Genomic DNA, 25,431 nt, shown 5'->3' on the forward strand with positions numbered 1-25,431 from the left:
TTATACAGCTTAAGCAACAAGATGGATAATTCCTTACTGGCTGTAAGGGATATTAACCATAAATATATTGTAGTAGAATGGAGAATACAAAAAATGAACTTATTAGAAGAATTCAAAAAAAATCCCGGATTCGTCTACCGAATCGGGACTGATTACTATTATATAGGAAAATGGATCTGCAAGCCATGCACAGACGAAACCGTTACAGACTGCCATGCCATGTATGAAATGTGCATCCAGGCAAAAGAACAGGCAAACGCAGCCCTTTATTTTCAGAAGCTGCGTGCCTACAGTGAATTTGCCCTAGACATTCCATACAATCCGGCAAAGATCCTTCAGTACCAGACCGCTCTTGTCGAAGCACTTTCCGATGCTGATATCCAGTCTCTTACCGACCAGCTTCGGCATTTTCACGATCAAGCATCTTAATCACATCCAGAAGTGTAGGATACACATACCGGCATAATCCTCTCACTTCTTCATCCGGCTGTGCAAGATCCGGGATCATCACCGGGATCATACCCGTAGCCGAAGCCGAGCGGATTCCTGCCGGTGCATCTTCAAGCGCAATACTATGTACCGGCTCGGTGCCGATCGCCTCGCACGCTTTGAGGTAAATTTCCGGATCCGGCTTTGCATGTTTCACCGAATCGCCAAAAACCCCGCCATCAAAATATTTCCACAAACCGACTTTCTCAAGAGATGCCTTTGCGTGGATCTCTCTGGAGGACGTCGCAAGTCCGACCTTGTATCCGTGTTCCTTCGCATAGATAAGAAGCTCCCTTGCTCCCTCTTTTACGCCGATCCCTTCTTTGTCACAAATGCCGTAATACTTCTCCCGTGTCAACTCATTAAACTTATCCATTGGAAAATCTTCGCCATATACACTTTTAAAATATGCTTCTCTGCGGACTACATTGAATCCCAGCGTATGATATATATGCTCCCCGATCCGTCCGTATCCGAGCTTCTCTCCTGCATAATTCCAGGATTTCTGCACAACACGTTCCGAATCAAGGAGCAGTCCGTCCATATCAAATACCAGTGCTTCTACCTTCATCAGAATTCAATTCCCTTTCCGAGGGCATCTTTTAAATACGTGGTTACGTCTTCCAGTTTTTCCAGAATTTCTTCACGTTCTTCCCACTCTTCGCCGGTCATATCTTTGCTGACCAGTGCCTGCTTGACATCTTTTAATTTTTTGATCAAATCTTCTGTCATAGTAAATCCCCCTTTTCTTATCTATTACAGTTTTTCTATAAATTTATTTTACCGATATTGTCAGCAAATTTCAACAGTTCATCCGAAAATGTAAACAAATCTTAACATTCACCGCTATAAAAAACTCTTATCTAACTTCCATTTTTCTACTTCCATTATATAGCAAATGTGCTATAATAATTCAGTATGTAAAAAAGTGTTATAATCATAAGGGGATTAAGAAATTGGATGACAACAAATTAGAAGCAAAACTGCTGAAGATTAAAGCGCTTGCCGAACGGGGAGAAGGTGGCGAGAAAGAGGCCGCCATCAAAATGTATCATAAGCTTCTGAAGAAGTATGATATTGATGAAAAAGCATTACAAAAAGACAAGCTCAGCAAGCACTGGTTTACATATGAGACAGATATCGAGGAAAATCTTCTGGTCCAGATTTTTTACATGGTAACCGGAGATCCCGAATATTTCCGCCGGACAAGCCGTACACGCGGAACCCAGTGCGGATGCATATGTACCGATTTTGAGAAAACTGAAATTCGTTTTTATTTTGAATTTTACAAAGATGCACTCAATCAGGAACTGGAAGCCTTTTTGATGGCTTTCAAATTAAAAAATCATCTGTTTCCGGATGAAAGTGCAAGATGCTTTGTTCCTGAGGAAGAGGAAGAGATATCAGAAATGCTGTTAAAAGCGCAGAAATTTGCAGAAGATATTGATAAGTCCAACCCGGTTCGCCGGATTGCATCTGCCGATCTTTCTGCTGATCCGGATGCACTGGAATCATAGGTATATACGCCGTTCTTTTGCGATATGCATTATAGCAAAAAAGCTGTTCTTAAAACAGGAGGGTATGACTCATATTAAATCATACCCTCCTGTTTTGATTTCTCGCGCTGTATCTGTGATAAAACTTATCTTTTGTACAATCTATAGCCTGCAGATACCGCCTTAACAACTCTTTTCCATCTGTCTGACCACCTAGGAAAGCTCCCGAAGCCTTGCAATTTCTTCTTTATGCCCCGCATCATCCAGTGGCGTTTCCAGATAAAACGGCAGATCTTTTAATTTCGGGTGACGCATGACATTTAAAAGTGCCTCTATCCCGATCTCTCCGCCGCCGATCACCGCATGCCGGTCTTTTCTTGAACCAAATGGCATCATACTGTCATTTAAATGAATCGCTCTCAAAAGCTCAAGTCCAAGTACTTTGTCAAACTCTTCCAGCACCCCGTCCAGATCATTTACAATATCATATCCTGCTGCAAACACATGACAGGTATCCAGACAGATTCCGATCCGCTCCGGATGTGATACCCCGTCGCGGATTGCTTTCAGCTCTTCAAATCTCCAGCCAATCTCTGTCCCTTTTCCGCTCATTGTCTCAAGCAGAACCGTAATATTCTCTTTTCCGGTAATCGCCTGGTCAAGCCCCGCAATGATATTCTGAATTCCTGCTTCTGCGCCAATTCCGGTATGGCTTCCCGGATGAAACACCAGATTCTCAATCCCCAGTCTGTCCATCCGCGTCACATCCTCCCGGATCACCGTGCAGGCGAATTCATACACCTCCGGCTTCGCACTCGCCAAATTCATCGTATAAGGTGCATGCGCCAGAATCGCTCCAAAACCGGCCTCTCTCCTGATCCTCTGAAACTCCTCCGCTTCCTTCACCGTCGGATCCTTATAATTCGATCCCCGCGGATTCCTGCTGAAAATCTGCATCGTATCTGCATTCATCTTCACCACATTCTCTGCAGTCTTCACAATCCCTTTCGCAATCGACATATGTGTTCCTATTACCATATTTATTAGATCGCTCTCGTATACTTCTTCAGCCATTCTTTCTCTTCATCATTCAGATAAGGAGACACCTTCTCATATACAGTTGCATGATAAGTATTCAGACGTTCCTTGTCTTCTGCATTCATGATATCCGGATTGATCGCATCCAGGTCAAATGGCACATAAGTAATCGGTTCAAAATACAGGAATTCTCCATACTCATTCTTCTCGCCTTCACAGACAAGCAATTCATTTTCCAGACGCACACCGTGAGATCCTTCGATGTAGATTCCCGGTTCATCCGTAATGACCATACCTGGCTGGAATGCATCAGACTCACCGGCTCTGTAAGTATAACGGAAGCCTGCCGGTCCCTCATGGATGTTCAGAAGGTATCCAACCCCATGTCCTGTTCCGTGATTGAAGTCCAGTCCTCTGTCCCAAAACGGCTTTCTTGCCAGATAATCAAAGTTCATTCCACAGCAGCCTTTCTTGAAAATCGGACTTGCAAGGTTCAGGTTACTGATCGCAACCAGTGTAAAATGATCTTTCATGATCTGTGAAACTTCTCCAAAAGCATATGTTCTGGTGATATCAGTAGATCCTTCGTAGAATCCTGCTCCTGTATCCGTCATCAGGAAAGTTCCCTCATGAAGCTCTACATTGGTCTCCGGTGAAGAAGAATAGTGTACGATCGCACTGTGCTCCCCGAATGCAGAGATCGGTCCGAAGCTTGGACGGATAAATCCACCCATCTCGGCACGGAACTCATCCAATTTGTCAGAAGCGCTCATCTCTGTGATCGTCTCTTTGCCAACATTTTCTTTCAGCCATTTCATAAATCTGACATGAGCCACGCTATCCTTGATCTCAGCGATACGGATATTTTCGACCTCTGTCGGATTCTTTACACATTTGAATAAGATCGCCGGATTTCTCTCTTCCACTTTCTTCACATTCTCCGGAATGTTCTTGTAAAGTGCAAAGTTCAGTCTTCCCGGATCTACCATCAGGACTTCTTCTGATGCAACCTTCTTGATGTCCTCATAAATATCATTGTATGGGTGCAGAATAACCCCGTCTGCTGCAAGATGTGCTTTGATCTCATCGCTTAATTTTTTCTCATTCACAAAAAGATCCACCTTGTCCATTCTGATCACTGCATAGGTCAGAACCAACGGAAAATATTCTACGTCATTTCCACGAATGTTCAGTGTCCAGCAGATGTCATCCAGTGTGGTAAGAACGTGTGCTGTCGCACCTGCTTCTTTCATTGCTGCACGTGTACGTGCAAGCTTGCTCTCCACAGTCTCTCCTGTGTATTTCTGTTCTAGTTCAAATACCGGCTCTTCTGAAAGAATCGGACGGTCTTCCCATACTTCATCGATCAGATCATATGCATATACGACCTTTCCGTTCTTCTCAGATGCGATCTTCTCGTATTCTTCTCCTTCTGTTACAGAAACAACACGTCCATCAAATCCTACAGTTTCGCCTTCTGCCAGAGCTGTTTCCAAATATTCCCCAATCTTCGGAACGCCCGGCTGTCCCATCTTCATCAGTTCTACTGTTGTTCCCTCCAGCTGCTTTGCCGCCTGGATAAAGTATCTTCCGTCTGTCCACAGGCGTGCTTCTGTCTTTGAAACCACTGCTGTTCCTGCAGATCCCGTAAATCCGGTAATATACTCTCTTGCTTTAAAATGCTCCCCCACATATTCGCTCTGATGAAAATCTGCAGTCGGAATAATATAAATATCTATTCCCTTTTCCTGCATTTTTGCACGCAATTTTTCAAGTCTTTCCGGTATTGTAGACATTTTAAAAAACCTCCTTTAATTTTTCCATTCTCTGACCATTATAACCCGTAAACTTTTGAAAAGCAACCTAAGAAAAGGAATCGGATTCAGCAAGACTAACTTACCTGTTCCAACTCCCTTTTCTATCCTCACAATCTGCCATTAGCAGACACTTTATCTCTCGAAATAATATCCGTCAAAAGAATATTTGTACACTCTGTATATAAATTTTTCCACATCCATCGTGTAAGATGCAATCAAGTTATGTTCTGCATCATACTCCGCAAAGACTCCTGCAAATCCGCTGTCAATCACATCATTTTCATTGACCAGATATTTATAATAGTAAGATGTCTCTCCGTCTTTTGCTGTATTCGCGGTAAGCCCGATTGATGACCAGTCAAACTCCGGATTGGAAATACTCTTCCTCTTTTCCAAGAAGTGACGACATATGATCTTCGGTCCACTCCGTTGTACTCGCACCGGCTTCCGTGCTGGTTGTTTTTTCAGCTGACTTTTTTGCCCTGACAGCCTTCGCTCCGATGTGATTTTTCTGTGATATCAGGATTGATGCATTGCTGCATGCTCCTTTTCCAGTTCTTTAAAAAGTTCCGGCACAGTCCACTGACTGTTTGTGTCTGTCAGAACCGCTTTATAATCAATACGTTTCATACCCTTCTTTCGCATCATAAATAAAATCTGATCCAGATGGCTGCCTGTCACTCCGGCAAATACCATCATCTCATCTGCCAGCTCTTCACCCTCATAAATCCTGTCTGTCTCTGACGCTTCTTTCATTCCGGCAAGTACACCAACCGTCTGAAAATACTCTTCTTTTTTTATCAGCCGCACCCGGATCCTGAGTGACATACAGATCATCTGCAGCTCCTGCGCACGCTTCTTATCTTTTATATTAAATAATAATACTGTTTCTCTCATAAATTTCCTCGACTACTCCGCTTTTCTCAAACGGTTCTTTTTATGTTTATTCCACTCTCCGATTACCTCACTGACAGTTGATACCGTAACAAACGCACTCTGGTCTGTCTCATGGATAAATGCAAGAAGCTTTGCATATTCACTCTTTTCCAGAATTGTAACCACTTCTGTCTGTTCCTGATTGCCCAGTCCTCCGACTGCCGGATAAAGAGTCGCCCCTCTGTGCAGCTCATGTACAACAAACTGCTGGATCTCCGGATATTTCTTTGACAGGATACACACCCTCTTACGGATACTGAAACCATCGATAAAATTATCCAGAACAATCCCATAAAGATAAGTTCCCAGAAGGCTCACTACCAGTGTCTTTCTGTCGTAGACAAGGATAGACGTCGCAGCGGTCACAAATCCTGCGATCGTAAGACTCTTTCCAATTTCAAAATGCAAATATTTATTTAAAACTTTTGCAACAACATCAAGCCCACCAGAAGATGCATTGACATTAAACAAAATCGCCTGTCCGATGCTGATCACCAGAATATGGCACAGCATATTGATAAACATATCATCCGTGAGCGGCGGAACATCTGGTGTCACTGTTTCAAAAATACGCAGATAAACCGGGAGCATTAAAGATGTAATGACCGTCTTACCTCCGAATTCTTTTCCGACAAACACAATCCCTATGATCAGAAGTGCTACATTTAGAATCATCGTCATCGTCGAAATCTTCAGCGGAATAAAATTTGCCAGAACCATGACAAGTCCCGAAATACTTCCCACAACAAAGGAATTCGGCATCATCAGATAATACACTGATGCCGATACAATAAACATTCCTACCGTGATCGTTGCATACTCTTTCAATATGTTTTTTGCTTTGTTCTTCTCTTTCAATTTTCTTTCCTCTCTTTCATACCGGTGCCTCTTATTTCCCCAAATATGCGGCACACTATATTTCCCAACATAGCATGTTCATCATAACATACTTCTCATCAAACTTCTACGCTATGTTTCTCATTAAAAACATGAAATCTTCTTTCCATTTATAGTAGTTTCAATTATAATAAAGGAAGAGTGAATTTTTTAACAATTTAGAGAAGAGAGGGTTAATTATGAATGCTGATGGAAACGTAATCAAAATCAAACATGACGTACTGTTCGAAGTAGCAAAGCTTGCTTTTGCAGGTGAACTTGAAGAACAGCGTGATCACCTCCCGCTGAAGCTTATTCCGGGACCGACACCGCAGTTCCGCTGCTGTATCTACAAAGAGCGTGAGATCATCCGCCAGAGAATCCGCCTCGCAGAAGGCAAAGCTCCGGGACCGGAAGATGATGGCAATATCATTCAGGTTATTTCTTCTGCCTGCGAAGACTGTCCGATCTCCAGCTACACAGTAACAGAGAACTGTCAGAACTGTCTTGGAAAGGCATGTATCAATGCCTGTAAGTTTGGGGCAATTGAACCGGGACATTACCGTTCCCACATTGACGCATCCAAATGTAAAGAATGTGGTCAGTGCGCCAAAGCCTGTCCGTACAATGCCATTGCACATTTAAAACGTCCGTGTAAATTCAGTTGTCCGGTCGATGCGATCACCTACGACGAGCATGGCATTTCCATAATCGACAAAAACAAATGTATCCGCTGCGGTAAATGTATCCACAGCTGTCCATTCGGTGCAATTGCTTCCAAAACATTTATTGTTCCGGTAATCAATGCTTTAAGAGAAGGCAAACACATCTACGCAATGGCTGCTCCTGCCACAGAAGGTCAGTTTGGTGCTGATATTACCATGGAAAGCTGGCGCAAAGCAATGAAAGAGCTCGGATTCGTAGATTTCTACGATGTAGGACTCGGTGGAGATATGACTGCTGCTTACGAAGCTGAAGAATGGGCTGAAGCTTACAAAGAAGGACAGAAAAAAGTAACCTCCTGCTGCCCTGCATTTGTAAATATGGTTCGCCTGCATTACCCACAGCTTGCTGACAATATTTCAACAACTGTTTCTCCGATGTGTGCAATTTCCCGTATGATCAAAGCACAGGATCCGGAAGCGATCACTGTATTTATCGGACCTTGCCTTGCTAAGAAATCTGAAGTTGTCGATCAGCAGATCGAAGGAAATGCAGATTATGTTCTTACATACAGCGAGATCCGTGCGATCATGAAAGCAAAAGACGTTGAACTCGAGGCCTGTCCGAACGACAACCAGACCGCTTCTACCTTCGGAAAACGCTTTGCAAATTCCGGCGGTGTAACAGCAGCCGTTCTGGAAAGTCTGAAAGAATCTGACAACTGCATCGATGCGAAAGTCTGTCGTGCAAATGGTTCTCAGGAATGTAAGAAAGCCCTCCTTCTCATGAAGGTTGGACGTCTTCCGGAAGACTTCATCGAAGGCATGGCATGTGACGGCGGATGTGTCGGCGGTCCAAGTTCATTCAATGACCAGATGGCTTCCAAGAAGAACCGTGATGCCTTGATCTCTCAGGCTGACGATCGTGGAATTCTTGATAATCTGAAGAATTACGATATGGATAAGTTCTCTATGCATAGAGACTAAAATTATAAGGGCGTATGAAAAATGAGAAATCATTTTTCATACGCCCTTTTTAACAAAAATTCTTATTCAAATGCATCAAAAATCGTACAGGCATCTATTTATTATCCCCTATACCACGGCAGCCTGTCCCGCAGCATCATCTTTTCCATCCGCTCCAGATTCTTATCCGAATGCTCAATCTCCCGCGAATACCGGTACACCAGCTCTACGATCTCTTCTGGTGTAAGCTCTCCTTCATTTTTTATCCACCGTGCTTTCCACAGCTCATAAATATGGAAAGTACTTATTACTGCCATCTGCACCTTCGCATAAATCCTTCCATCATAAACTGCGCCACAGAAATAAGTGAAAATGAAATACACCAGCAGCTGCTCTGCCTGGATCTGGATATTGCTCTCTTCCTTCGCCCACCGCTTAAAGTCAGACGAGATTCCTTTATACGCATCTGCTTCATGTGAATACAGAAGTTCTTCGCTCTCCATCAGAAGCATATCCCAGTCCTCACGTAGAAGTTCCAATTCATAAAGTTCCCGGAACATCTTATGCGCCATCTCCCATCTTTCCTGCACAGACGGCTTTTCTTCTTTCCAAAGTTTCCGTACAAACTTTCTGGCACTCTTTGTCTGATAACGTTCAATGACTTCCTCGCAGGAAAATAACTGTTCCCGGTTAAATCTGCCCTGCAGATCATGCGCCATTCCAAGAATCAGTCCCACTCTTATTTTTAATGACTGCTCCCGGTCCTGCAGAATTCCAAGCATTGCATCTCTCGCATCTACAAGCATAGAATACAGAAACGGATCAAATTCCTCGTATTCCTCTTCTCCTTCTTTTTCATAAGTAAGAAAACGGACCGGCTCTTTCTTCTCCATCAAAATCCTTGCCACCTCCGGACAGGATACCGACAGGGTAATCTCCCGTACATCCTCAAACTCCTCGACATGTCTCGGATACAGGCGGCAGGTTTTACACAGACTTTTCTCTCCGAGATTCGCATACATCCCACACAGATTACAGTCATTTAAAAATGCACATCGCTTTTCTTTATCCTGCCTGAAAATGCCACGGATCCAGTCCACGGATTTCAACATCGTAAACCAGAATTTTCCTTTCACATGCTTATACTTATTCAGTGATTTTTTGTCAATTACAATCTTCCACCCTGCACAACAGGTATCTTCACATTTGTCTGCGATGCAGGTGAACTCTTTATAATAATCCGGAATTGTATATTGCATTTATTTTTCTACCCCAACCTTCTTACAGATATCCGCCAGACAGCATCTGTCACAGTGCGGCTTCGTCCTTGCCGTACAAACTTCTCTTCCGTGGTACACCAGTCTGTGACAGAAATCGCTTCCTTCCTCTGGCGGAACCAGCTTCCAGAGTTCCATCTCTACTTTCTTTGGATCCTTAATCCCGTCTACCAGTCCAATACGGTTCACCAGACGGATACAATGGGTATCCGTTACGATTGCAGGCTCACCAAATACATCTCCCATGATCAGGTTCGCGCTCTTTCTCCCAACACCTGGCAGCTTTAAGATCGCATTAAAATCCTTCGGAATCTTTCCGCCATACTCATCCCGAAGCATCTTCATACAGGCACTGATATCCCGTGCCTTACTTTTCCCAAGTCCACAAGGACGTACAATCTCTTCGATATTATTTACATCTGCTTCTGCAAGTGCCTCTACTGTCGGATATTTTGCAAATAAACCTTCTACAACTACATTTACCCTTGCATCCGTACACTGTGCCGCAAGACGCACACTGACCAGAAGTTTCCATGCCTGATCATAATCCAGAGTACAGTCTGCATCCGGATATTCCTTTCTCAAGCGTTCTATTACTTCCAATGTTCTCTGTTTCTTTGTCATCTTTTTTGTCCTTCTTTATCTCATATTTTGTATAGTAAGATAATTCATCTGCTTCATTAGTTTAAGATCTTCTTTGTTAAATGCAAGAAGATTCATAAGCTTTTCTTTATTTACAATTTCTTTTTCCGAAATCACTGCTTTAAAGGTCACCGGAAGCATCGTATAATTAGAGAGACCGGACACCAGTGCCAGTTGCTGTCCCGGATTCACCAGATTATTTACACAGGAGATCATGATATGTTCTGATTTCAGAGCCTGGTTATGAAGCATATAGGTTCCAATAAATCCTTCCTTTTCATACTCACCAGTATAAAGTCCGCCACATTCCCCCGGTTCTTTGACCTCACTTACATCATTAAACAAATGCACTTTATATTTGTTATTCTTTCCTTCCACCGCCTGCTGTTCAATCACACTTTTGACAATTACTTTTCCAATCCCGTCATAGCTGTACATGTACAATTTTTCAATTGTCTCCGCATAAGTACATTCTTCCTCTTCCTCAGCAATCTCATCTCCGATAATTGCAAGAGGTGACACCTTAAAAATCTTAGACAATTCAAGAAATGTCGAAATATCCAATGAAATATCCCCTTTTTCGTATTTAGAAACTGTCGACACACTCTTATGCAGTCTTACAGCAAGTTCTTTCAGCGTCATATTATATGCCATCCGGTATTTTCTAATATTACGCCCCACCTTCTCATCTACATTCATACCAATTTTCTTTCCTTTAAATCAATTTTTTTATGATATGTGCATAAATTTTAACGCATTTCCCCAATTTTCTAGTATGCACCATATTTTTTCTCTTTTTTCAATAATAACACGTCTGATTTTTTCGTGTCAATAAAATGCACCTCTTTTGTCTTTTCTGATTTACCCGGATAAAATGATAGCATAAAAACACAAGCCACGGAGTCATCCGTATGACAAATATGTGGAAGGAGAATACAAATGAAAGTAGAAAAAAGGTTACTCAAATACATCGCAATCAAAACACCATGCGATGAAAACAGCGATACAGTTCCAACCTCTCAGTGTCAGTTTGATCTTGCAAGAATCCTTGCTGATGAACTGAAAGAACTCGGACTTGACAAGGTTGTTCTGGACGATAAATGCTTCGTTTATGGAATCCTTGCAGCAACACCAGGATATGAAAATAAGAAAAAGCTTGGACTTATCGCACATATGGATACTGTACCAGAATTTTGCGAGGCAGAAATCCATCCGGTCTGTACACCAGATTATGACGGATGTGATCTCGTTCTCGGAGACAGTGGACGGGTTCTTACAACCAAAGATTTCCCGCATCTGAAAGGATTAAAGGGACGTACACTCATCACTTCCGATGGAAATACCATCCTCGGAGTTGACGACAAAGCCGGTATTGCTGAGATCATGCAGCTTCTTGAGATCCTGATCACAGAAAAGATTCCGCACGGACAGATTAGTGTCGCTTTTACACCGGACGAAGAATGTGGAAGCGGCGCTGCACATTTTGATTTTGATACTTTTGACGCGGAGGTTGCCTATACGCTGGACGGGGACGGCGAAGGCGAGATCCAGTATCAGAACTTCAATGCATGCGAAGCAAAATTTGAGATCAATGGCAAAAATGTACATCCGGGTTCTGCAAAAGATGTGATGATCAATGCCGTTCTCATTGCCGCAGATATCAACAATATGCTCCCAAGATTCGAGATTCCGCGTCATACCGAACAATATGAAGGATTCTACCATCTTCTGAGCATACACGGAGATGAAGGGCATGCCGTATCCGAATACATCATCCGCGACCACGACAGCGCAAGCTTTGAAGCCCGCCGCAATACGCTCCGCCATATCGAAAAGATCTTAAATGAGCTCTGGGGCGAGGGTACAGTCACACTGACACTTACCGATGAATACCAGAACATGGAATGTATCATCAAAGATCACATGTATCTGATTGATTATGCTAGAGAGGCCTGTGCGAAAGCAAATGTTCCGGAGGATATTTCTCCAATCCGCGGAGGTACAGACGGCTGCAAGCTTTCCTTTAAAGGTCTTCCTTGCCCGAACCTTGGAACAGGCGGACACGGATATCACGGACCACTGGAGCACGTCACCATCGAAGGTATGGAAGCAGCTGTCCGTGTCATTGTAGAACTTGTAAAAATCTTTGCAAATGAGTAAATACCAAATAGGAAACGGAGATACTGATTATGAAAAAGAAAAAAATATCTTTCCCTTCTGCGCTCACTGTATTATTTATCGTCCTTATTTTCGCTGCAATTTTAACTGCAGTGGTACCGGCAGGGCTTTATTCCAAATTAACGTACAACGCAGACCATGATGTATTTGAAATCACAACACCGGAAGGTGAAGTGACAGAAATGGCTCCTACCCAGGAATCCCTGGACGAGCTGGGTGTTACCGGAAACTTAAATAAATTCCTTGATGGAAGTATCAGCAAACCGATTGCTGTTCCTGGAACCTACGAGAGAGTCGATCAGGAACCGCAGGGCGTATTTAAAATCCTCCTTGCAGCAATCAGTGGTGTTTACGATACCATTGATATCATCCTTTTTGTATTTATCCTCGGCGGATGTATCGGTGTCCTGAATTATATGGGTGCATTCAATGCGGCAATCGCAGCACTTTCCAAAGTCACCAAGGGCAAAGAATATATCCTGATCATCCTGATCACGATTATTATCGCAGCCGGTGGAACTACCTTCGGTCTTGCAGAAGAAACCATTGCACTTTACCCGATCCTTGTACCGGTATTCCTTGCAGCCGGATATGATGTTATGGTTTGTATCGCTGCAATTTACATGGGATCTTCTATCGGAACCATGTTCCCGACCATCAACCCGTTCTCTGTCGGAAACGCATCCAATGCAGCCGGAATCAGCCTTGCTGACGGTATGGGAATCCGTGGTGTTGCTCTGGTACTCGGCACTCTGATCACTTTGATCTACATCCTTCGCTATGCAAAGAAGGTAAAAGAAGATCCTACAAAATCAATCTGTTACGACCAGTATGAACATCATATGCAGAAATTCGGTCATCAGGGCGAGGTTCCTGAATTTACCGGAAAAATGAAGCTTTCCCTCCTCGTATTCGGCGTATCCTTCGGTGTGCTTGTATGGGGACTTGTAGCTCAGGGCTGGTGGTTCGACAACATGACTGCCCTCTTCCTTGCCTGCGCGATCCTGCTTGCATTTACTTCAGGAATCGGCGAAAAGAACTTTATGGATCAGTTTATCGGCGGTGCCGCTGACCTGATGGGCGTAGCTCTGGTAGTCGGTGTGGCACGTGGTATCAACATCATTCTGGAAGACGGTATGATTTCTGACACCATCCTGGAATTCTTCTCAGGTGCGATCAGTGGAATGAATCCGATCGTATTCATCATCTTGATGATGCTTGTATTTATCGTACTCGGATTCTTTATTTCCTCTTCCTCAGGGCTTGCAGTTCTGTCCATCCCGATCATGGCTCCGCTTGCCGACACCGTAGGTGTTTCAAGATCAGCAATCGTATCTGCTTATGCATACGGTCTTGGTCTGATTTCTTTCATCACACCAACCGGTCTGATCCTTGCATCCCTTGCGATGGTGGATGTTACTTATGATAAATGGCTGAAATTCATCATGCCACTGATGGGTATGACTACCGTCTTCAGTGCGATCATGCTGATCATTCAGTTATATGTATAAGCTTCTTGCATAAGGAGGTAAACTCTTATGGATTTTGAAAAACAAATACAGACAGACCGTGAAAGTCTGATCCAGGATATTATGAAACTGGTGTCCATAGACAGCGTGGAAACCGCACCGGATGCAGGAATGCCTTTCGGTGCAAGCGCTGCCAAAGCACTTGACTGCTTTCTCGAAACGGCAGAATCCATTGGTCTTAAAACAGAAAATTTTGATCACTATGCCGGACACGCAGATTATGGGGATCAGGAAGAAACTCTCGGAATCCTCGGTCATGTTGACGTGGTTCCATGCAGTGGCAGCTGGGTATGTGATCCGTTTAAACCGGAAATCATTGACGGAAAGCTGTATGGTCGTGGCGTACTTGATGATAAAGGTCCTCTTCTTGCCTGCCTCCATGCAGTCAAGATTTTAAAAGAAATGGGTGTGCCACTCAGCAAAAAAATCCGTTTTATTGTAGGTGCGAATGAAGAGACAGACTGGAAATGCATGGACTATTATTTCAACAAGAAAAAGATCCCTGCTCCACAGATGTCCTTCACACCGGATGCAGTATTCCCACTTATTTACGCTGAAAAAGGCGTCTTTCAGTATCAGCTTGTAACCGATGTCTCAGAGGATATCACTTTATCCGGTGGAAATGCATTTAACGCAGTCGCAGACCATGCTTCCGTCCTGCTTCCTCTCGAACTGGAAACCGTGATCCGCAAGAGCCTGCTCTCCTGGGAGACACAGACCAGATGCCATTTCACAGTAGAAAATGCGGGTGCATCCCTCCGGCTGACCGCAGAAGGTTTTGCCGCACACGCAGCACATCCTTCTACCGGAATCAATGCGATCAGCGGACTGATGTCAGCTTTATCTGAGCTTTCTCCGGAAAATGAGTTGGCAAGGATTGCCACATTTTACATGGAGCACATTGGTTTTGACCTGACCGGAAAGGGACTTGGAATCGATCTTACAGATGAGATCTCCGGCAGATTAAGTTTCAATGTCGGAAAGGTTGAAGTATGCGATCATAAGGTGATTTTCTCCATCGACAACCGTGTACCGGTTACTTACCAGTGCGCCCAGGTTCAGGAGCTCATTCAGAAACAGCTTATCGGTTCCGGATTCCGTTTTGAGAACCCATATGCAACTGAATCCATCCACGTACCTGAGGATTCTTTCCTGGTTCAGACTCTGATGGAATCCTACCGCAATGTCACCGGTGATATGTCCGCAAAACCTCTGGTAGACGGTGCCTGCTCTTACGCAAGAGCACTGGATAACTGTGTCGCTTTCGGCGCACTCCTCCCAGACCAGCCTGATCTGATGCATCAGACAAATGAATGTCTGGAGCTGGATAAACTGGATCTCTGGATGAAGATTTATCTGGATGCAATCTACCGGCTTGCAAAATAAACAATAACGTATAACTAAGAGAGAATAACGTAATGCTTTTGTTATTTTTTACGTTATTCTCTCTTTTTTTGTTCATTTTTTGTTTATTATGTATATTTCCTATCCATTTCACATACAAATTCGATGACATCCCAGAACATTTATGGTATAATTTAGAAAATCTAATTACTTATTTGTTAACGCACAATATGAGGGGGATTTTACATGAAAAAAATATCACGTCATGAACTGATGCAATACGGAACGGCTATCATTTCGTTCCTTATTGTAATGACGTTCACACTTCTGATTTTTTTCTGGTTTGTACAACAGAGCGTTGATAAAAGTGTACAGAATGTTCTTCAAAAAAACACACTGCAGCAAAAGGATCACCTGGAACTGGTCCTGGAAAAAGAATATGAATTTCTGGAGAGTCCTGCTGCATACTTCGGAACAACTTCCGATCTGTTCAGCAACGATAATCTTCAGCTTCTTGCTGAACTGGCTTCTTCCAGCTCCTATCATCGGCTTATGCTTTTTTCTACAGACGGTATCGGGCGCTCCAGCGATGGAAAGAAGACCGATGCAAGTTCACGGAACTATTTTCAAAAGACATTGGAAGGCAGACGCGTCATTAGTTCTCCTCTGTCAAGCAGCGTAGACAACGAAACCCTTGTTGTCCTCACAGTTCCTGTTTATGACAAAGATCAGAATATTATCGGTGTCTTTGGAGGCTCCATCGATGTTACGGAACTGACTACCATGCTCTTTGAGGATCTGTATTCCGGTTCCGGCTACTCATTTATCACAGACTCGGATGGCAACATCATTTCCATTGAATCTACACACAACGAAATCCGAGAGAACTTTTTTACTTCTTCCTCTGACTGGGTATTTCAGACCTCGGAAGATGGTGCTACCCTTCAGGAAGATTTTAAGCAAGGACACGCAAACTGCCGCAAGATTACAGCAGATTTATCACATGCACGCTATATTTCCTACCAGCCACTAAAGTACAACGACTGGATGCTCTGCTATATCGTTCCTGCTGTCGAAGCCCGTCAGCACTTTGCTTTTATCAACAACTTTGAAATCATTCTGTTCGCCTTTTTTATCTGCATTGTGCTGCTTCTGATCTTCGCACTCTGGAAGATCAACCAGAAGAATCAGACTTCGCTTCTTCGCCAGGCGCATACAGATGCTCTGACCGGACTTCTGAACAAAGTTTATGCAGAACACACGATTTCCGAATGGCTGCGCGAAAAAGATTTTGAAGATTTACAGGCTTTAATGATGATCGATATGGATTATTTCAAGCAGATCAATGATACTTATGGACATGCAACCGGTGACCAGGTACTGAAAATATTTGCCGGATTTCTGAAAGAACAGTTCCGGACAACCGATATCATCGGTCGTGTCGGTGGTGACGAATTTATGATCCTGATGAAAAATGTACGTCTGGATTACAGTATCCATCTGCATTTGCAAAAGCTCTATACAAATCTTCAAAATATAGATATCCCGGAACTAAATGGTCGGAAACTTTCCTGCAGTATCGGCTGTGCTGTTGCTCCAACGGATGCTGAATCTTTCAGCCAGTTATACCGCCTTGCTGATCATGCTCTATATACAGCTAAGCAAAACGGACGTGGACGTTTTGTTATTTACCACGATATCAAGAACCAGCAGGAAACCGTTTTATCCTGATCAACGTCAGGAATTCTGGTACAGGTCAATATTCCTGTCATTTAATCTCAAAATTCCCGCCGGGCAGATCCTGTACCTGTCCGGCGGGAATTTCATTCTTCTTTATATCTCAGATATGCCCTGGCACATCCAGTCATTTTTAATCATCGTAAGTATCCAGGAAATTGTGTCTTACACCTTTTGCCTTGTAACCGACAACCGTATCCAGATTGACATTTTCCACACTCTTGAAAATATTGCCCTCCACAAACGGGTTCGTCTTCTTAAGCTCTGCAATCAGCTTTTTGATTTCCATACGCTTTGACTGATTTTCTTCATTGTTGCAGGTTGTACAGGTATCGGTAAACTTACATGCACACTGGATAAAATGCAGATCATTGTAATCTCTCCATGCCTTTATGTCATCCTCACGGATCAGATACATCGGGCGGATCAGTTCCATCCCTTCAAAATTTGTACTGTGAAGCTTCGGCATCATAGTCTGCACCTGTGCACTGTAGAGCATTCCCATCAGGATCGTCTCGATCACATCATCATAATGATGTCCCAGTGCGATTTTGTTGCAGCCCATCTGCTGTGCAAAATTATAAAGATATCCACGTCTCATCCTTGCACAGATATAACACGGTGATTTTTCAATCTCAAATACCGATTCAAAAATATTGGATTCAAAGATCTGGATCGGAATCTTCATCTTCCTTGCATTTTCTTCAATGACCTTTCGGTTCTCCGGACTGTATCCCGGATCCATCACCAGGAACTTTACTTCAAAGTTAAATTTGTTGTGACGCTTTAATTCCTGGAAAAGCTTTGCCATCAGCATTGAATCTTTTCCACCGGAAATACATACTGCGATCCGGTCACCTTCTTTGACCAGTTCATATTCTCTGACAGCTTTTGTAAATTTGGACCAGATCTTCTTTTTGAACTTCTTGCGGATACTAAGCTCCACATGTTCACAGACATCATCTGCTTCCTTTTTCTTCATATCTGCCATCAGCCATCCAACATAACCGCCCTTCAGGCTGTATGCTTCATATCCCTGCTCCTGCAGTTCTTCTGCGATATCCCTGCTGATCTGTCCTCTGCTGCAGCAGATAATGATCTTCTTTTCCTTATCTTCCGGCGGATTCTCCATCAGTACATCTGCTGAGCTTGCCGTCGAATTCGGCAGGATTCCATGGGCGCGCTCAATCTCGCCACGGATATCAAAAAGCTCGTAGGACTCTGCAGGAAGCGCTTCCATTTCCTCGATCGTAATATCTATACTCATTGATTTTCTCCTTGTAAAAAGAATGTCCCCTGACACATAATCCTCTTTATTGAACAGAAAGTTCCATCTGGATTGTTGTCAAATAAAAAATGCGCATGTATCGGTACATATCATAGCATAATCTCTGCATCTGGTCAAAGGGAGATCCATCCGAAAATACTGGATTTCCGCTTATCGCACAGCATTTTCAACACTCCTGACTGCCGCAACTCTTACAATACTCTTAACAGCACCATATACAGGCTCGTTCCCACTGCAATACTTATAAGTGTGTTGTGCTTCCATTTATAGCTAACTGCAACAACCACTACCGCAATTCCTTTCGGAAATGCAATTCCTCTTAAATCGCTGCCCACGTCCTTCAGACAGTAAACGATCAGAACTGCCATGATCGCAGCCGGAAGCACCTGCCCCAGTCTGTCCAGCCACAACGGCATATTTCTTTCTCCGTTAAATGCCAGAAACGGCAGTGCCCGAAGTATGAACGTGCAAACTGCCGATACCAGAACTGCCAATAAAATTCCGCCCGTCGTCATACAATTTTTCCTCCCTTTTCCATAATGACCAGGATTCCGGATGTGATAAGAAGTGCCGGAAGCATAAAGCTTTTCTGCCCGAAGATCACTATGCACAAAATCCCGATCCCGAGTCCGGTCACTACCGGAATGTGTTTTCTGGTCTTTTCCCACTGATCTATAAAAATAATCACAAACAGTGCCGTCATACAAAAATCGATCCCTTCCATATCAAACGGGAGCAGCTGCCCCAGGACTCCTCCGAGAACTGCCCCCGCCATCCAGTAACACCGGCTGAAAAATGCAATCAGGAACATCGTATCCTCCTTCTCTTTTTCCGGGAGGTCGAGCGTACAGTTTACCGCATAGGTCTCATCCGTCATCGTGTGGATCATATAGAGCTTGCGCCTGCCCATCTTCTGAAAATCCTTCAGAAAAGTAAGGCTGTAAAAAGTCTGTCTGCTGTTCATCAGAAACGCTGTCAGTACAATCGTCACAACCGAAGCTCCACTGGATAAAAATGTGATCAGAACAAACTGGAATGCCCCGGTATATACGGTAAGACTTACAAACAGTGAATAGTACCAGCCAAATCCGGCATTTTCCATCATAATCCCATATGCCATGCTTACGAAAATGTAGCTGCACATGATCGGAATGGATTTCAGAAAAGCATTTTTTCTGATCTGTGCCTTTGTCATAGTGTTTTCTCCTTAAAATTTTCTGTGTACATCGAAAAAGACGAAGGTTTCGAAAAACCTCCGTCCAAAATTCCTGTGTGTATAATATTTATTTGCCCTGAACCGCTGCAAATCCACCTTCAAGATCTGCGATGATATCATCGATATGTTCTGTACCGATAGAAAGACGGATTGTGTTCGGTTTGATTCCCTGATCAAGCAGTTCTTCTTCTGTCAGCTGAGAATGTGTTGTTGTTGCCGGATGGATAACAAGGCTCTTAACATCCGCAACATTTGCAAGCAGCGAAAAGATCTTCAGGTTGTCGATGAACTTGTGAGCTTCTTCCTGTCCGCCTTTGATCTCGAATGTGAAGATAGATGCTCCACCATTCGGGAAATATTTTTCATAAAGTGCATGATCCGGATGATTCGGCAGTGACGGATGGTTCACATGCTCTACCATTGGATGATTAGAGAGGTATTCTACTACTTTCTTTGTATTTTCTACATGACGGTCAATTCTAAGTGACAGTGTCTCTGTTCCCTGCAGAAGAAGGAATGCATTAAATGGAGAAATTGTTGCTCCCATATCACGAAGAAGGATTGCACGGATGTAAGTTACAAATGCTGCCGGACCTGCTGCATCTACGAAAGATACTCCGTGGTAGCTTGGGTTTGCATCTGCGATTGCCGGGTATTTTCCACTTGCTTTCCAGTCAAATTTGCCGGAATCTACGATGATTCCACCAAGAGTTGTTCCGTGTCCACCGATGAATTTGGTAGCAGAATGTACAACGATGTCTGCTCCGTGTTCGATCGGACGGATCAAATACGGTGTTCCGAATGTGTTGTCGATTACAAGCGGAAGTCCATGCTTGTGTGCAATTTCAGCGATCGCATCGATATCCGGGATATCACTGTTCGGATTACCAAGAGTTTCAAGATAGATGGCTCTTGTGTTATCCTGAATTGCATCTTCTACTTCTTTCAGGTTATGTGCATCTACAAATGTAGTTGTGATTCCGTAATGTGTCAGTGTGTGTTCAAGAAGGTTGAAGCTTCCACCGTAGATTGTCTTCTGCGCTACGATATGTCCGCCATCTGCTGCAAGTGCTTCGATGGTATATGTAATTGCAGCTGCTCCGGATGCTGTTGCAAGAGCTGCCACACCACCTTCAAGTGCTGCGATTCTCTTTTCAAATACGTCCTGTGTAGAGTTTGTCAGACGTCCGTAAATGTTACCTGCATCTGCAAGTCCGAATCTTGCTGCTGCATGTGCAGAGTTCTTAAATACATAAGATGTTGTCTGGTAAATCGGTACTGCTCTGGCATCAGATGCCGGATCTGGTTCTTCCTGTCCTACGTGAAGCTGAAGTGTTTCAAATTTATAATCGCTCATATTTTTCTACCTCTCTTTTCTACTGTCTGATGTATCGTGATCTCTATAGTGATCTTTCAAATTTGATAGTTGCATTATATCTACTTTTACCTACTTTGTCAATAGGTTAATAGGGAATTATTTTAAAAACATTTAATTTCAATATGTTTTATCTGTTTTTCTTCTATCAATATAAAAAAGACGCTTTTGGCGTCTTTTCTGTATAATAACATCCACTACTGCTCATCGGTGATCAGCCCGGCGATCAGTTCTGCTCCTGTCACAAGATCTTTGATTGTCGTATATTCATTTACCGAATGTGCCTGGTACATTCCATTTGACAGCACCAGTCCAGGAATCCCGTTCTTCGCAAAGCTGTTGTTATCACTTCCGCCAAATGTCTCTACAAGATTTCCTGCAAGTCCCAGCTCTTTGCTTACTCTTTCAAACCGTTTTACCGGCACACTGTCTTTTGCTGTCTCATAAGCGATCAGATGAACTTCGCAAGTAAGTTCTGATTCAGCTCCGTGTTTTTCAGCCACCTTTTTGAAGGTATTCCCCACTTCTTCTACACAACGAGTCGCTTTTTCATGAGAATAGCTCCGGATTTCTCCCTTTACGATACATTTTTCCGGAACAATGTTCGTTCCGCTCCCACCTTCGATCAATCCGATATTGCAGGTTGTCTCTCCATCCACATGTCCCTGACTGATCTGCGTGATTGCTTCGGATGCAATAGCGATCGCATGAATGCCGTGCTCCGGATCAAATCCGGCGTGGGATGCCTTCCCGGTTACTACCACCTGATAAGAAATCAGAGACGGTGCTTTATATGCCGCGCTTCCAACCGGTCCGCTGATATCCAGTACATAGGCTTCTTTTGCACGAACCTTTGAAAAATCAAATACGCTGCTGCCCTTGATATAAAGCTCTTCTGCAATTGTAAAAAGAATCTCGATATCCCGGTGTGGTACTCCCGCTTCTTTTACACTGCGGATTCCTTCCAGAATCTCCACAAGTCCTGCCACATCATCAGCTCCAAGAACTGCTTTTCCTGCGGAACGGATCACACCGTCTTCTCCGATGATCCCTTTCTTGCCTTTGGACGGCTCAACCGTATCCATATGGCCGGACAAAAGGACCGGATCTCCCGGAAGATCTCCCGGAAGATATGCATATACGTTTCCGGCATTTCCTCCGAAATGTTCTCCGGCATTGTCTTCCTCTACTTCAAAACCAAGTCCTTTTAATTTCACGATCAGCCGGTCTGCCATCTGACGCTCCCCAAAGCTTGGTGCATCGATCGCAGTCAGTTCCTGAAATTCATCGACTGCCCGCTGTTCATTTACCTTTATTTTACTCATTTCTGCCACTTCCTTATCTGCACGGTCATTTTCCATCTGCCGGCTATCTGTCCGGTAATACACCTTCGGTCACAGATATCTTCCGCTTTATACACAATTCTATTTGATTTACTTTAATACAGCTTCCAGATCTGCGATCAGATCCTCTGCTCCCTCAATTCCAACAGACAATCTCAGAATCCTGTCTGTAATTCCGTTCCGGTCAAGCTCTTCTTTGGAAAGATCCGCATGCGTCTGGGTAATCGGATAAGTGATCAGAGTCTCAGTTCCTCCGAGGCTTTCCGCAAACTGGATCAGTTTTACATTTTCCAGAATGTGATATGCTCTCTCTTTGGAATCTACTTCAAAGGTCAGGATCGAACCAAATCCTCTTGCCTGCTTTTTCATCAGTTCGTAGCCCGGATGTGATTCAAGTCCCGGATAAAGCACCCTTGTCACATACTCCTGCTTCTCCAGAAAATGTGCGATCTTCAGTGCATTTTCCTGTGCTCTGTCCATACGGACTCCAAGCGTCTTGATCCCTCTGAGGATCAGCCAGCTATCCATCGGTGCAAGAGTTGCTCCTGTCGTCTTGATGATAAAACGAAGCTGTTCCTGAATGTCCTCGCGGTTTGTTATCAGAAAACCTGCAAGTGTGTCATTATGTCCACCCAGATATTTTGTCCCGCTATGCACAACAATGTCAGCACCAAGCTTCAGCGGATTCTGGAAATATGGTGATAAAAAGGTATTGTCCACGATCAGAAGAAGTTCATGTTTTTTTGCTATCTTTGAAAGTTCTTCCAGATCGGATACACGCATCATCGGATTGGTCGGTGTCTCTGCATAAATTGCTTTTGTGTTATCCTGGATATAATCCTCTACATCCACACTGCTTAAATCCACGCTGGTAAATGTCAGTCCATTTTTCACATTGATGCTGTGGAACAGACGGACACTTCCTCCATAAAGATCCTCATCAATGATGATGTGATCGCCCGGTTTGAAAATCTCCATCAGAGCTGTGATTGCTGCCATTCCTGTCGAAAATGCCAGTGCATCGATCCCTTCTTCCAGCGATGCTACGATCTTCTCAAGATGTTCTCTCGTCGGATTCTGTAATCTGGAATAGTCATAACCACTTCCTCCGCCTACTCTGTCTCTTGCAAATGTTGCAGACTGATAGATTGGATAACTGATCGCCCCATATATTTCATCCTTATTATCGTCAGCCAGATGCTGACATCGTGTATCAATTCCGTACTTCATTCTTGTCTATCTCTCCTGTTTCTATAAATCAATGTCGCTATTTACTGTACAATATCTTTCTGCCAAAATCCAGTTTTCTTTTCATAAATTTACGCAAGTTCTTTCTCCGTCATCACACATTCAAACTCTCCGGAGCCGCTTACCTGTGAAAAATCTGCGGTATAGCCGAGCTTTTCATAGAATCCAAGTGCCGCTTTTCTGGAATTGATATAGATTTTTGTCACACCTTTTTCGCGCATCCAGTTTTCCGCCTCAATGATCCCTGCCTGTCCGTAATGTCTTCCCCTATAGGATTCCAGTGTTGCCACGCGCTCAATTTTTCCGGTATGTTCATCCAGATAATGCAGCCTGCAGGTGGATACCGGATAAATTCCGTCCATCACCAGAATATATTCATCTTCCGGTATGTCATCTGAAAATTCTCCCTCAAGCGGGATCTTAAATCCCAGGCACATTGCCTGTGTCCGCACATAGTGTACGCCGGCTCTCTGCCATTCTTCTGTCACTCTGACTGCTTTCATCATTCATTCCCCGCTTTCTTTATTTTCCGGATAATTTTTCTCTTCCGTGTGGTGTCAGCCATAAGGATTCATCTGGTCCATTTGGCACGATCGCAAATTCATTGGACGGGCAGCAATCGATATGATAATGCTTCTTGATCGCCGCAAAATTCGTTGTGTCGCCAAATCCCGGTGTCTGATACAAATCTCTTGCATATGCCCACAGATTCGGATAATCGCGGAGAAGCTTTTTATTCAGACGAAATACCGGATAATATGCACAGTCAAATCGTACCAGTGTCACATAAAGACGCACATCAGATTCAGTCAGTCTGTCACCAAATAAGTATCTCTGGTTTGCAAGCCTTCTCTCATAATCTTTTCCCTTTCCTACGCTGTCTGATTCCGTTTTTCCTGCTCTTGTCTGATGCTTCTTGGCGATACATATGGCTGTCTCTCATAATCGTTGTCACCAAAACGATAGCCTTCTTCCAGAAGAAATCCGGTATCTTCCATCCACTTCAGACTTTCTGCATTTCCATTGTAAATCGCCATGCCCGTCTTCTGTAGCGGCATCAAAATGACTCAGTCCAAAATGGTCTAAAATATCTGCCACTGCCTGATAATCTACATTTTCCTTGTCTGTCACCAGTCTGATACTCATTTCTTTCGCTCCCTTCTTTTATCCTGTTGGAAAAAATCGACTGATCCCTCAGCCGATTTTGTTTTTCTCTTAAATTGAATAATCCGGTTCTTCCATCCGGTTGATCTTTGTAAAGAACTCTTTGACACGTTCGTTCTTTGGATTTCCAAACACTTCTCTCGGCGTTCCGTCTTCCAGGATCTTTCCTCCGTCCAGGAAGATCACTCTGGTTGCAACGTTTCGTACAAAGCTCATCTCATGAGACACCAGAAGCATTGTATATCCTTCATTTGCCGCTTTTTTGATCGTATCCAGAACTTCTCCGACAAGCTCCGGATCCAGTGCAGATGTCGGCTCATCCAGAAGCAAAAGCTTTGGCTCCATCGCAAGTGCTCTTGCGATTGCAACCCTCTGCTGCTGACCACCTGACATATGTCTCGGATAATGGTTTGCGTGATCCAGAAGACCTACATTTTTAAGCTGCTCTCTCGCAATCCTTTCTGCTTCCTCTTTTTTCATCTTCTTTACCACGATCAGCCCCTCCATTACATTCTGAAGCGCTGTCTTCTTTGAAAAAAGATTGAAATTCTGAAAAACCATGCCGGTCTTTTTCCGAAGCTCTGTCAGATCTTTGCCATGAATATGTGCAAGATCCTGTGTCTCACCGTCAATCGTTATGGTTCCGGTTTCCGGTTTTTCCAGTCTGTCCACACATCTTAAAAATGTGGATTTTCCTGTTCCAGAAGGTCCGATGATCGCTACGACATCTCCCTGATTGATGGTAAGGTCGATCCCATCAAGAACCTTATTATTTTTAAATGTTTTTGATATATTTTTGATTTCGATCAT

27 protein-coding genes are annotated in these 25,431 nt (G+C 43.6%); 7 read left to right on the top strand and 20 right to left on the bottom strand.

All coding sequences use genetic code 11. The features are described from left to right. Positions 1-429, top strand: a 429-nt coding sequence (locus AB5213_RS15040; protein WP_252198805.1) for a hypothetical protein, incomplete at its 5' end; no start/stop codon positions are given. Here AB5213_RS15040 and AB5213_RS15045 read toward each other — a convergent pair. Together AB5213_RS15045 and AB5213_RS15050 are read right to left on the bottom strand one after the other, a co-directional pair. Then, on the bottom strand, positions 389-1,060 hold the full coding sequence (locus AB5213_RS15045; protein WP_215634231.1) for an HAD family phosphatase: 672 nt from the start codon (positions 1,058-1,060) through the stop codon (positions 389-391). The genes AB5213_RS15040 and AB5213_RS15045 overlap by 41 nt on opposite strands. Then, positions 1,060-1,221, bottom strand: a complete 162-nt coding sequence (locus AB5213_RS15050; RefSeq protein WP_008369991.1) for a hypothetical protein — start codon at positions 1,219-1,221, stop codon at positions 1,060-1,062. Before AB5213_RS15050 ends, AB5213_RS15045 begins: the two co-directional genes overlap by 1 nt. A gap of 224 nt (positions 1,222-1,445) precedes the next feature. Here AB5213_RS15050 and AB5213_RS15055 point away from each other — a divergent pair, with 224 nt between their 5' ends. Then, entirely contained in the window at positions 1,446-2,006 is a 561-nt protein-coding gene (locus tag AB5213_RS15055) for a hypothetical protein (protein WP_022220216.1), read from the top strand. A gap of 192 nt (positions 2,007-2,198) precedes the next feature. Here AB5213_RS15055 and AB5213_RS15060 read toward each other — a convergent pair whose 3' ends face one another. From AB5213_RS15060 to AB5213_RS15080, 5 genes are all read right to left on the bottom strand, one after another. Further along, positions 2,199-3,059 carry a deoxyribonuclease IV gene (locus AB5213_RS15060; RefSeq protein WP_215634232.1) on the bottom strand — a complete coding sequence of 287 codons (861 nt, stop codon included), beginning with the start codon at positions 3,057-3,059 and terminating at the stop codon, positions 2,199-2,201. After that, entirely contained in the window at positions 3,029-4,819 is a 1,791-nt protein-coding gene (locus AB5213_RS15065; RefSeq protein WP_055261197.1) for an aminopeptidase P family N-terminal domain-containing protein, read from the bottom strand. The genes AB5213_RS15060 and AB5213_RS15065 overlap by 31 nt, the downstream gene beginning before the upstream one ends. A gap of 153 nt (positions 4,820-4,972) precedes the next feature. Then, on the bottom strand, positions 4,973-5,281 hold the full coding sequence (locus tag AB5213_RS15070; RefSeq protein ID WP_215634233.1) for a hypothetical protein: 309 nt from the start codon (positions 5,279-5,281) through the stop codon (positions 4,973-4,975). 78 nt (positions 5,282-5,359) lie between these two features. Further along, the gene (locus tag AB5213_RS15075) at positions 5,360-5,737 is read right to left on the bottom strand and encodes a DUF3783 domain-containing protein (RefSeq protein WP_055156200.1); all 378 of its coding nucleotides are present in this window, start codon (positions 5,735-5,737) and stop codon (positions 5,360-5,362) included. Positions 5,738-5,749: 12 nt separating this feature from the next. Then, positions 5,750-6,634, bottom strand: a complete 885-nt coding sequence (locus AB5213_RS15080; RefSeq protein ID WP_215634234.1) for a YitT family protein — start codon at positions 6,632-6,634, stop codon at positions 5,750-5,752. A gap of 218 nt (positions 6,635-6,852) precedes the next feature. Between AB5213_RS15080 and AB5213_RS15085 the strand changes: the two genes are divergently transcribed. Further along, entirely contained in the window at positions 6,853-8,301 is a 1,449-nt protein-coding gene (locus tag AB5213_RS15085; protein WP_022220021.1) for a 4Fe-4S dicluster domain-containing protein, read from the top strand. A gap of 101 nt (positions 8,302-8,402) precedes the next feature. On the opposite strand, the gene fliB is transcribed toward AB5213_RS15085, so the two are convergent. From fliB to AB5213_RS15100, 3 genes are read right to left on the bottom strand one after another with little or no spacing between them, the layout of a single operon-like run. Next, positions 8,403-9,539, bottom strand: a complete 1,137-nt coding sequence (fliB, locus tag AB5213_RS15090) for a flagellin lysine-N-methylase (protein WP_215634235.1) — start codon at positions 9,537-9,539, stop codon at positions 8,403-8,405. Beyond that, positions 9,540-10,181 carry an endonuclease III gene (nth, locus tag AB5213_RS15095; protein WP_055156204.1) on the bottom strand — a complete coding sequence of 214 codons (642 nt, stop codon included), beginning with the start codon at positions 10,179-10,181 and terminating at the stop codon, positions 9,540-9,542. A gap of 15 nt (positions 10,182-10,196) precedes the next feature. Beyond that, positions 10,197-10,898, bottom strand: coding sequence for a helix-turn-helix domain-containing protein (locus AB5213_RS15100; protein WP_055156206.1), 702 nt, complete (start codon positions 10,896-10,898; stop codon positions 10,197-10,199). A gap of 240 nt (positions 10,899-11,138) precedes the next feature. On the opposite strand from AB5213_RS15100, the gene pepT reads away from it, so the two are divergent. The 4 genes from pepT (at position 11,139) to AB5213_RS15120 (ending at position 16,981) form a co-directional block, all read left to right on the top strand. After that, complete coding sequence (gene pepT, locus AB5213_RS15105) at positions 11,139-12,359, top strand: peptidase T (RefSeq protein WP_055156207.1); 1,221 nt, start codon at positions 11,139-11,141, stop codon at positions 12,357-12,359. A gap of 29 nt (positions 12,360-12,388) precedes the next feature. Then, a complete protein-coding gene (locus AB5213_RS15110) occupies positions 12,389-13,888 on the top strand; it encodes a YfcC family protein (RefSeq protein ID WP_173692278.1) in 1,500 nt (499 codons plus the stop codon). Between the two features lie 27 nt (positions 13,889-13,915). Further along, entirely contained in the window at positions 13,916-15,292 is a 1,377-nt protein-coding gene (gene pepV / locus AB5213_RS15115; RefSeq protein ID WP_215634237.1) for a dipeptidase PepV, read from the top strand. 204 nt (positions 15,293-15,496) lie between these two features. Next, positions 15,497-16,981 (top strand): sensor domain-containing diguanylate cyclase, encoded by a 1,485-nt coding sequence (locus tag AB5213_RS15120; protein ID WP_215634238.1) that lies wholly within the window; start codon positions 15,497-15,499, stop codon positions 16,979-16,981. Between the two features lie 139 nt (positions 16,982-17,120). Here AB5213_RS15120 and AB5213_RS15125 read toward each other — a convergent pair whose 3' ends face one another. The 10 genes from AB5213_RS15125 to AB5213_RS15170 all read right to left on the bottom strand — a co-directional run bounded on the left by AB5213_RS15125 (position 17,121) and on the right by AB5213_RS15170 (position 25,431). Beyond that, entirely contained in the window at positions 17,121-18,248 is a 1,128-nt protein-coding gene (locus tag AB5213_RS15125) for an ATP-binding protein (RefSeq protein WP_044998743.1), read from the bottom strand. 218 nt (positions 18,249-18,466) lie between these two features. Continuing rightward, positions 18,467-18,790, bottom strand: coding sequence for a branched-chain amino acid transporter permease (locus AB5213_RS15130; protein WP_215634239.1), 324 nt, complete (start codon positions 18,788-18,790; stop codon positions 18,467-18,469). Continuing rightward, positions 18,787-19,470 carry an AzlC family ABC transporter permease gene (locus AB5213_RS15135; RefSeq protein WP_368276882.1) on the bottom strand — a complete coding sequence of 228 codons (684 nt, stop codon included), beginning with the start codon at positions 19,468-19,470 and terminating at the stop codon, positions 18,787-18,789. Before AB5213_RS15135 ends, AB5213_RS15130 begins: the two co-directional genes overlap by 4 nt. Positions 19,471-19,558: 88 nt before the next feature. Continuing rightward, positions 19,559-20,848 carry an O-acetylhomoserine aminocarboxypropyltransferase/cysteine synthase family protein gene (locus AB5213_RS15140; protein WP_008369949.1) on the bottom strand — a complete coding sequence of 430 codons (1,290 nt, stop codon included), beginning with the start codon at positions 20,846-20,848 and terminating at the stop codon, positions 19,559-19,561. Between the two features lie 215 nt (positions 20,849-21,063). Continuing rightward, the gene (locus AB5213_RS15145; protein ID WP_368276883.1) at positions 21,064-22,254 is read right to left on the bottom strand and encodes a M20/M25/M40 family metallo-hydrolase; all 1,191 of its coding nucleotides are present in this window, start codon (positions 22,252-22,254) and stop codon (positions 21,064-21,066) included. Between the two features lie 45 nt (positions 22,255-22,299). After that, positions 22,300-23,439, bottom strand: a complete 1,140-nt coding sequence (locus tag AB5213_RS15150) for a PLP-dependent aspartate aminotransferase family protein (RefSeq protein WP_195479642.1) — start codon at positions 23,437-23,439, stop codon at positions 22,300-22,302. A gap of 89 nt (positions 23,440-23,528) precedes the next feature. Next, on the bottom strand, positions 23,529-23,960 hold the full coding sequence (locus AB5213_RS15155) for a GNAT family N-acetyltransferase (protein ID WP_368276884.1): 432 nt from the start codon (positions 23,958-23,960) through the stop codon (positions 23,529-23,531). A 19-nt stretch (positions 23,961-23,979) separates the two neighbouring features. Further along, positions 23,980-24,387 (bottom strand): glutathione S-transferase C-terminal domain-containing protein, encoded by a 408-nt coding sequence (locus AB5213_RS15160; RefSeq protein ID WP_330622226.1) that lies wholly within the window; start codon positions 24,385-24,387, stop codon positions 23,980-23,982. Continuing rightward, entirely contained in the window at positions 24,330-24,494 is a 165-nt protein-coding gene (locus AB5213_RS15165; protein ID WP_173686170.1) for a hypothetical protein, read from the bottom strand. Before AB5213_RS15165 ends, AB5213_RS15160 begins: the two co-directional genes overlap by 58 nt. Before the next feature lie 178 nt (positions 24,495-24,672). After that, positions 24,673-25,431: an amino acid ABC transporter ATP-binding protein gene (locus AB5213_RS15170; protein ID WP_055249387.1), complete on the bottom strand. Its 759-nt coding sequence runs from the start codon at positions 25,429-25,431 to the stop codon at positions 24,673-24,675.

Origin of the sequence: Coprococcus sp. RTP21204st1_G4_RTP21204_210225, assembly GCF_040915385.1 — a bacterium.
GTDB lineage: Bacteria > Bacillota > Clostridia > Lachnospirales > Lachnospiraceae > Allocoprococcus > Allocoprococcus comes.

Excerpts from the sequence above, each read along its gene's own strand:
- AB5213_RS15155 (WP_368276884.1), bottom strand. The coding sequence starts at position 23,960 with ATGAAAGCAGTCAGAGTGACAGAAGAATGGCAGAGAGCCGGCGTACAC.
- AB5213_RS15170 (WP_055249387.1), bottom strand. The coding sequence starts at position 25,431 with ATGATCGAAATCAAAAATATATCAAAAACATTTAAAAATAATAAGGTT.
- AB5213_RS15060 (WP_215634232.1), bottom strand. The coding sequence starts at position 3,059 with ATGGCTGAAGAAGTATACGAGAGCGATCTAATAAATATGGTAATAGGA.
- AB5213_RS15085 (WP_022220021.1), top strand. The coding sequence starts at position 6,853 with ATGAATGCTGATGGAAACGTAATCAAAATCAAACATGACGTACTGTTC.
- nth (WP_055156204.1), bottom strand. The coding sequence starts at position 10,181 with ATGACAAAGAAACAGAGAACATTGGAAGTAATAGAACGCTTGAGAAAG.
- AB5213_RS15050 (WP_008369991.1), bottom strand. The coding sequence starts at position 1,221 with ATGACAGAAGATTTGATCAAAAAATTAAAAGATGTCAAGCAGGCACTG.
- AB5213_RS15075 (WP_055156200.1), bottom strand. The coding sequence starts at position 5,737 with ATGAGAGAAACAGTATTATTATTTAATATAAAAGATAAGAAGCGTGCG.
- AB5213_RS15120 (WP_215634238.1), top strand. The coding sequence starts at position 15,497 with ATGAAAAAAATATCACGTCATGAACTGATGCAATACGGAACGGCTATC.
- AB5213_RS15100 (WP_055156206.1), bottom strand. The coding sequence starts at position 10,898 with ATGAATGTAGATGAGAAGGTGGGGCGTAATATTAGAAAATACCGGATG.
- AB5213_RS15045 (WP_215634231.1), bottom strand. The coding sequence starts at position 1,060 with ATGAAGGTAGAAGCACTGGTATTTGATATGGACGGACTGCTCCTTGAT.
- AB5213_RS15065 (WP_055261197.1), bottom strand. The coding sequence starts at position 4,819 with ATGTCTACAATACCGGAAAGACTTGAAAAATTGCGTGCAAAAATGCAG.
- pepV (WP_215634237.1), top strand. The coding sequence starts at position 13,916 with ATGGATTTTGAAAAACAAATACAGACAGACCGTGAAAGTCTGATCCAG.
- AB5213_RS15150 (WP_195479642.1), bottom strand. The coding sequence starts at position 23,439 with ATGAAGTACGGAATTGATACACGATGTCAGCATCTGGCTGACGATAAT.
- AB5213_RS15135 (WP_368276882.1), bottom strand. The coding sequence starts at position 19,470 with ATGACAAAGGCACAGATCAGAAAAAATGCTTTTCTGAAATCCATTCCG.
- pepT (WP_055156207.1), top strand. The coding sequence starts at position 11,139 with ATGAAAGTAGAAAAAAGGTTACTCAAATACATCGCAATCAAAACACCA.
- fliB (WP_215634235.1), bottom strand. The coding sequence starts at position 9,539 with ATGCAATATACAATTCCGGATTATTATAAAGAGTTCACCTGCATCGCA.
- AB5213_RS15130 (WP_215634239.1), bottom strand. The coding sequence starts at position 18,790 with ATGACGACGGGCGGAATTTTATTGGCAGTTCTGGTATCGGCAGTTTGC.
- AB5213_RS15140 (WP_008369949.1), bottom strand. The coding sequence starts at position 20,848 with ATGAGCGATTATAAATTTGAAACACTTCAGCTTCACGTAGGACAGGAA.
- AB5213_RS15110 (WP_173692278.1), top strand. The coding sequence starts at position 12,389 with ATGAAAAAGAAAAAAATATCTTTCCCTTCTGCGCTCACTGTATTATTT.
- AB5213_RS15165 (WP_173686170.1), bottom strand. The coding sequence starts at position 24,494 with ATGGCGATTTACAATGGAAATGCAGAAAGTCTGAAGTGGATGGAAGAT.